Annotated in this window: 6 protein-coding genes; 5 read left to right on the top strand and 1 reads right to left on the bottom strand. The window is 69.1% G+C overall.

All coding sequences use genetic code 11. The annotated features are described in order from the left end of the window. Positions 1–278 precede the first annotated feature (278 nt). Complete coding sequence (locus tag ACFXN1_RS30195) at positions 279–662, top strand: hypothetical protein (RefSeq protein ID WP_379444739.1); 384 nt, start codon at positions 279–281, stop codon at positions 660–662. Positions 663–670: 8 nt separating this feature from the next. Here the strand turns inward: ACFXN1_RS30195 and ACFXN1_RS30190 are convergent, their stop codons facing one another. Next, positions 671–1,111 (bottom strand): nuclear transport factor 2 family protein, encoded by a 441-nt coding sequence (locus ACFXN1_RS30190; protein WP_379402002.1) that lies wholly within the window; start codon positions 1,109–1,111, stop codon positions 671–673. 95 nt (positions 1,112–1,206) lie between these two features. Between ACFXN1_RS30190 and ACFXN1_RS30185 the strand changes: the two genes are divergently transcribed. The 4 genes from ACFXN1_RS30185 (at position 1,207) to ACFXN1_RS30170 (ending at position 6,335) form a co-directional block, all read left to right on the top strand. Further along, complete coding sequence (locus ACFXN1_RS30185) at positions 1,207–2,643, top strand: GuaB1 family IMP dehydrogenase-related protein (RefSeq protein ID WP_379402003.1); 1,437 nt, start codon at positions 1,207–1,209, stop codon at positions 2,641–2,643. 338 nt (positions 2,644–2,981) lie between these two features. Then, complete coding sequence (locus tag ACFXN1_RS30180) at positions 2,982–4,358, top strand: hemolysin family protein (protein ID WP_379402094.1); 1,377 nt, start codon at positions 2,982–2,984, stop codon at positions 4,356–4,358. Beyond that, complete coding sequence (locus ACFXN1_RS30175) at positions 4,351–5,415, top strand: hemolysin family protein (protein ID WP_379402004.1); 1,065 nt, start codon at positions 4,351–4,353, stop codon at positions 5,413–5,415. Before ACFXN1_RS30180 ends, ACFXN1_RS30175 begins: the two co-directional genes overlap by 8 nt. Continuing rightward, a complete protein-coding gene (locus ACFXN1_RS30170; RefSeq protein ID WP_379444754.1) occupies positions 5,415–6,335 on the top strand; it encodes a 3-methyladenine DNA glycosylase in 921 nt (306 codons plus the stop codon). The genes ACFXN1_RS30175 and ACFXN1_RS30170 overlap by 1 nt, the downstream gene beginning before the upstream one ends. Positions 6,336–6,397 lie beyond the last annotated feature (62 nt).

The raw sequence follows: 6,397 nt of genomic DNA, 5'->3' as shown, positions 1-6,397 counted from the left end.
GCGAGAGCCGGCCGCACAACAAGAAGCGCAAGCCGGGCGCGGCCCGACGTTCGTCCCGCTGACGCCAACACGCTGGGGCGTTCCTACGACACGCGCGCGAAATCGAGCGGGTTTTCCGGCAAATCGGACGAGATTGAGATAACTCCGAGCCCAAAAGTGGCCGTAGCAATCCTTCAGCAAACGGCACTTTGGTGGCTCGGCACGGGGGAGCGGACAGCCTCCGCGTCATTCCCCGCAGGGAATCGCGAACTCGCGGCCGGGCGGTGAGCATTTGGGCCATGAGCGAACGAAAGAACCTGCGCTACACCGTCATCGAAGCCACGAACGAGGGTGGTTCGACGTTCACCGACGCCGAAATCCCCTTGGCTGAGCGAACTCTGGCGATCGGAGTGCCCGCCATGGCCGTCGGCGGCATGCCCTCGACCGCGGGTGTGTCCTATCTGCGCAGCGCGGGCTTCGACAGTGAGCCGCATCCGGCCCCGGCCCGGCAGTGGGTGGTCATGCTGCGCGGCGTGATCGAGGTGACCACCTCCGACGGTGAGCGCCGGCGGTTCGCCCCGGGTGATCTGGTGCTGGCCGCCGACACCGAGGGACGCGGTCACACGACCGTCGCGGTGGGCGAACCGCCCTTCGAGGCGCTGTTCATCCCCACCGCGTCCTGAGCTACCGCTCAGAGCAGGTCGGCATTGCCGTCGATGGTCTTCAGCCTGTATTCGAAACGGTCGATGCGCCAGCCCTTTTCGGTCCGCTGCAGGCCGAGGACATAGCTGCCGACGAACCAGCGGGTGGTGCCGCCGGTGGCGTCGTTCTTCACGTGCACGGCGATGGCGTCGGCGTGGGCCAGCGCGGTGTCGCCGGTGATCTCGACGAGGTGATTGCCGGCCTGGTGGTGGACGGCGTCGAGGGCGCCCAGGCCGGCGGCCCAGGCATCGGCGATGTCGGCGCCGGGCTGCGGGCCGACGGGTCCGCCGAAGCCGTTGTCGAAGAACACCTCCTCCGCGAGCACCGACTCGCGCAGGTCGGCCCAGCGGGCCTGGTCGCAGTAGACGAAGAGTTTGGTGATGGTGTCGCTGACATCCAGTCGATCGGCGAGCGCCGCAAGATCGGTCACGGACGCCAACATAGGAGACCCCGCCTTCACCCGCCTGGCATTTTCCCCGCCCGATCGCACCGCGAACTCTCAGCATTCAGCTACCATGGTCCAACGTGCAGTTTCTTCCCGGGCAGACTCCGCCCTACGACCTGACCTACGACGACGTCTTCCTCGTCCCCCGCCGGACGGATGTGGCGTCCCGGTTCGATGTCGATCTCTCCACCACCGATGGGAGCGGCACGACCATCCCGCTCGTGGTCGCCAATATGACAGCCGTCGCCGGCCGCCGCATGGCCGAGACCGTCGCCCGCCGGGGCGGCATCGTGGTACTGCCGCAGGATCTTCCGATCCCCGCGGCCGCCGCCACCATCGCCTTCGTCAAGAGCCGCTCGCTCACCGCCGACACCCCCGTGGTGCTCGATCCCGACCAGTCGGTGTCCGATGCGCTGGCCCTCATCCACAAGCGCGCCCACGGCGCGGTCGTGGTGGTCGAGAACGGCAAGCCGGTCGGTGTGGTCACCGAGGCCGCCTGTGCCGACGTGGACCGCTTCGCCCGCCTGAGCGTGGTCGCCGACGCCAATTTCGTCAGCGCCCCGGCCGACTCCTCGCCGCGCGACATCTTCGATCTGCTCGAGGCCAAGCACGCCCACCTGGCCGTGCTGGTCCATGCCGACGGCACCCTCGCGGGCGTGATGACCCGGACCGGCGCCATCCGCACCGGCATCTACACCCCGGCCACCGACGCCAGGGGCCGGCTGCGCATCGCGGCCGCCGTCGGCATCAACGGCGACATCCCGGCCAAGGCCAAGGCCCTGGTCGACGCGGGCGCCGACGTCCTGGTCATGGACACCGCGCACGGCCACCAGCAGAGAATGCTGGAGGCGCTGGCCTCGGTCGCCGCGCTGGATCTGGGCGTGCCGCTGGTCGCGGGCAATGTGGTCTCCGCCGACGGCACCCGCGATCTGATCGCGGCCGGCGCGGACATCATCAAGGTCGGTGTGGGCCCCGGCGCCATGTGCACCACCCGCATGATGACCGGCGTGGGCCGCCCGCAGTTCTCGGCCGTGGCCGAATGTGCCGCGGCCGCCAAGGAATTCGGCAAGCACGTGTGGGCCGACGGCGGCGTGCGCCACCCGCGCGACGTGGCCCTGGCCCTCGCGGCCGGCGCGGCCAACGTGATGGTCGGCTCCTGGTTCGCGGGCACCTACGAGTCACCCGGCGACCTGCGCGTCGACCGCGACGGCAACCGGTACAAGGAGTCCTTCGGCATGGCCTCCAAGCGTGCCGTGGCCGCCCGCACCGCCACCGACTCGGCGTTCGACCGGGCCCGCAAGGCGCTGTTCGAGGAGGGCATCTCCTCCTCGCGCATGCGCCTGGATCCCGAGCGCCCGGGCGTGGAGGACCTGCTCGACCACATCACCTCCGGCGTGCGCAGCTCCTGCACCTACGCCGGCGCCCGCACCATCGGCGAGTTCCACGAGCGCGCCGTGCTGGGCGTGCAGTCGGCCGCCGGTTTCGCCGAGGGCCGGCCGCTGCCCTCCGGTTGGTGATCACCACCGGTTAGTACTGCACATCCCGAACCCGGCGGGTCCCGCTCGGATCCGCCGGGTTTCGCGTGTGCGGGGCCCGGCCCTGCGGCGATGCGGGGCCGCCGCCGGATGTGATACGGCACCGCTGTGCGGAAACCCTGGAAGCCGCCCGGTAGCATGGCCTGACCGGACCCAAGAAATGGGTATCGGTGGCGTATCTCCGCCAGCAACCCCTGCGAAAGGAACAAGTTGTCACCCGCGTCCAAGGGCGCTTCACAGGAGGGCTCCTCTACCGAGCCGGGTGACGAACCCGGCTTCCCCGCAATACCGGCTTCGGAAACGGCCAGGTGGTGCTGACCGTGTCGGTCCTGCTCACCGTTCTCAGTCTGCTCGGATTCATCGCTCTGACCGCCGGCACGGCACTGTTCGTCGCCGCCGAATTCTCGCTCACCGCCCTGGAACGCTCCACCGTGGAGGCGCACGCCCGCGATGGCGACCGCCGGGCCCGGCAGGTGCGGCAGGCGCATCGCACACTCTCGTTCCAGTTGTCGGGCGCCCAGCTGGGCATCACCATCACCACGCTGATCACCGGTTATATCGCCGAGCCCGTGCTGGCACGGCTGCTGGAGCCGATGTTCCGCTCGTTCGGGGTGAGCGCCGGTACCGCACCGGGCATTTCGCTGGCGCTGGCACTGCTCATCGCGACCTCGCTGTCCATGATCTACGGCGAGCTGGTGCCCAAGAACATCGCCATCGCCAACCCGCTGTCCATGGCACGGCTGACCGCCGGGCCGATGATCGCGTTCTCCACCGTGTTCAAGTGGATGATCAATTTCCTGAACGGGGCCGCCAACTGGGCGGTGCGCCGGCTGGGCGTGGAGCCCGCGGAGGAACTCCGTTCGGCGCGCTCGCCGCAGGAACTGGGTTCGCTGGTGCGGACTTCCGCCCTGCACGGGGTGCTGGATCAGCGCACCGCGCAGGTGGTGGATCGCTCACTGCAGTTCGGTGAGCGCACCGCGGAGGAGCTGATGACCCCGCGGATGACGATCGAATCCCTCGATCAGGATTGCACTCTCGCCGATCTGGTCGACGCCGCCCGCGAGACCGGTTACTCCCGGTTCCCGGTCATCGACGGCGACCTGGACAACACCCTGGGCTTCGTGCACGTGAAGCAGACCTTCGTGCATCCGGCCAGGGATCGCCGCAGCATCAAACTGAAGACGATCGCCCAGCCGGTGCCGATCGTGCCCGCCAGCCTCGATGGTGACGAGGTGCTCGACCGGGTGCGCCGGGACGGCATGCAGGTGGCGCTGGTGGTCGACGAGTACGGCGGCACCGCCGGCATCGTCACCATGGAGGACCTGATCGAGGAGATCCTCGGCGACGTGCGCGACGAGCACGACGAGGAGGAGCTCGATGTGCGCCGCACCCCGAACGGCTGGAATTGCTCGGGCCTGCTGCGCATCGACGAGGTCTCCCGCACCACCGGTTACGACGCGCCCGAGGGCGAGTACGAGACCATCGGCGGCCTGGTGCTGACCCGGCTGGGCCGGATCCCCGAGACCGGCGACGAGGTGCTGTTGCCGCAGCCCGGCAACCACCAGCTGGAGCAGCCGCACACCAAGGGCGGCTGGATCGCCCGGGTGGAGCGGATGGACGGCCGGCGCATCGACCGCGTCCTGATCCGGCCCGTCGACGCCGAGGCCCTCGCGACCTGGGAGCACAGCCATGGGTGACCTGTACGCCGTCCTGCTCACGCTGGTGCTGCTGCTGGGCAACGCGTTCTTCGTGGGTGCGGAGTTCGCGCTCATCTCCGCGCGCCGCGACCGGCTGGAAGCGCTTGCGGCGCAGGGCAAGCGGAGCGCCAACACGGTCATCGAGGCGGGTCAGAACCTGTCGATGATGCTGGCGGCCGCGCAGCTGGGCATCACCATCTGCTCGATCCTGCTGGGTCGCGTCGGTGAGCCGGCGGTGGCGCATCTGCTGGAGAAGCCGTTCGATCTGGTGGGCGTGCCGGATTCGCTGCTGCATCCGATCTCGTTCGCGCTGGCGCTGACCATCGTGGTGATCCTGCACATTCTGCTGGGCGAGATGATTCCGAAGAACATCGCGCTCGCGGGGCCGGAACGGTCAGCGCTGCTGCTGGTTCCGCTGCATCTGATGTGGCTGCGGCTGGCCAAGCCATTGATCGCGATCTACAACTTCGCGGCCAATATCACCCTGCGCGCCCTGCGGATCGAGCCGAAGGACGAGCTGGATTCCACGGTGTCGTCGGTGGAGCTGGCCGAGATGTTCGGCGAGTCGCGTTCGGAGGGTCTGCTGGACGAGGAGGAGCATCGCCGCCTCACCCAGGCGCTGGGCTCGAGCGACCGGATCGTCGCCGATGTGATGGTGACGCTGGCCAAGACCCGCTCGGTGCCGCTGCGCGGGGACGGGACGACGCTGGGCGATATCGAATCCGCCGTCGCCGAAACGGGATTCTCCCGGTACCCGGTGCGTGCGGACGACGGTTCCCTGGTCGGCTACCTGCACGTCAAGGATGTGCTCGATCTGACCGCCGACGACAGTGCGGGCCCGGGCACCCCCATCCCCCGCACCGATATCCGCCCGCTGCCCACCGTCAGCATGGGCACGACCCTGTTCGAGGCGCTGGCCCGCCTGCGCCGCACCAACTCCCATCTGGGCCGCGTGGTCGACAGCCGCGGCAATACGGTCGGCATCGTGGCCCTGGAAGATCTGGTGGAGGAGTTCGTCGGCACGGTCCGCGACGCCACCCACCGCCTCGCCGAATGATGAACGCGCGCACCGATTCCACCGTGTCGTCCGGACCCGAATGGCTGTCCGGCCCCGCTTGGCGGGGCCGGGCGGCCGCCCACCGCGACCGCGTCGACGCCCTGGTCGGCCCGTATCTCGAACGCCGGGCAGCCGGTTCGAAACATCCGGTGATCGATTTCCTGTTCACCTACTACGGCCACAAGCCCGCCCAGCTCAGACGCTGGCACCCCGGCTTCGGCGTCGTCCTCGCCGACGCCGCCGACTACGCGGGTTCCCGCGGCTACCACCGGATCTCGGCCCCTCCCGCCGACGGTGTCCCGTCGCCCGGCTGGACCGCCGACCCGGCCTTCCTCGAAAAGCGCCGCGACACCCTCGAATTCGTCGCCCGCCTGCTCTCGGCCACCGCCACCCGCCCCGCCCAGCTCTCCTGCTTCGGCCTCCACGAGTGGGCCATGGTCTACCGCACCGACGACGTCCGCCACCAGCAGGTCCCCCTCCGCCTGGGTCCCGAAGGCACCGACGCCGTAGTCGACTCCATGCAGCTGCGCTGCACCCACTTCGACGCCTTCCGCTTCTTCACCCCCGAAGCGGCCCCCCGCAACGCCGAACCCCTCACCCGCGACCTGCAAATAGACCGCGAACAACCCGGCTGCCTCCACGCCAACATGGACATCTACAAGTGGGGCTTCAAACTCACCCCCCTGATCTCCTCCGACCTCCTCTTCGACGCCTTCGAATTGGCCTGCGCCGCCCGCGAACTCGACATGAAGGCCAGCCCCTACGACCTCCTCTCCTACGGCTACACCCCCATCCGCATCGAAACCTACACCGGCCGAGCCGAATACGTCCGTGCCCAAGCCGACATCGCCACCCGCGCAGAAGTCCTCCGCACCCGCCTGCTCGACGCCTGCCGAGACTTGCTGGCCACCAGTAGCTAGCCGCCTCGGCGGGCAAGGCTGGACATGCCCGGCTCCGCTGTTCGACTGTTGAGGTCAGCAGT

The organism is Nocardia sp. NPDC059154 (genome assembly GCF_042755705.1).
GTDB lineage: Bacteria > Actinomycetota > Actinomycetes > Mycobacteriales > Mycobacteriaceae > Nocardia.
This window is presented reverse-complemented; position numbering and strand designations above follow the sequence as displayed.

Coding starts and splice junctions, on each gene's coding strand:
- ACFXN1_RS30195 (WP_379444739.1), top strand. CDS start 279: ATGAGCGAACGAAAGAACCTGCGCTACACCGTCATCGAAGCCACGAAC.
- ACFXN1_RS30175 (WP_379402004.1), top strand. CDS start 4,351: ATGGGTGACCTGTACGCCGTCCTGCTCACGCTGGTGCTGCTGCTGGGC.
- ACFXN1_RS30170 (WP_379444754.1), top strand. CDS start 5,415: ATGAACGCGCGCACCGATTCCACCGTGTCGTCCGGACCCGAATGGCTG.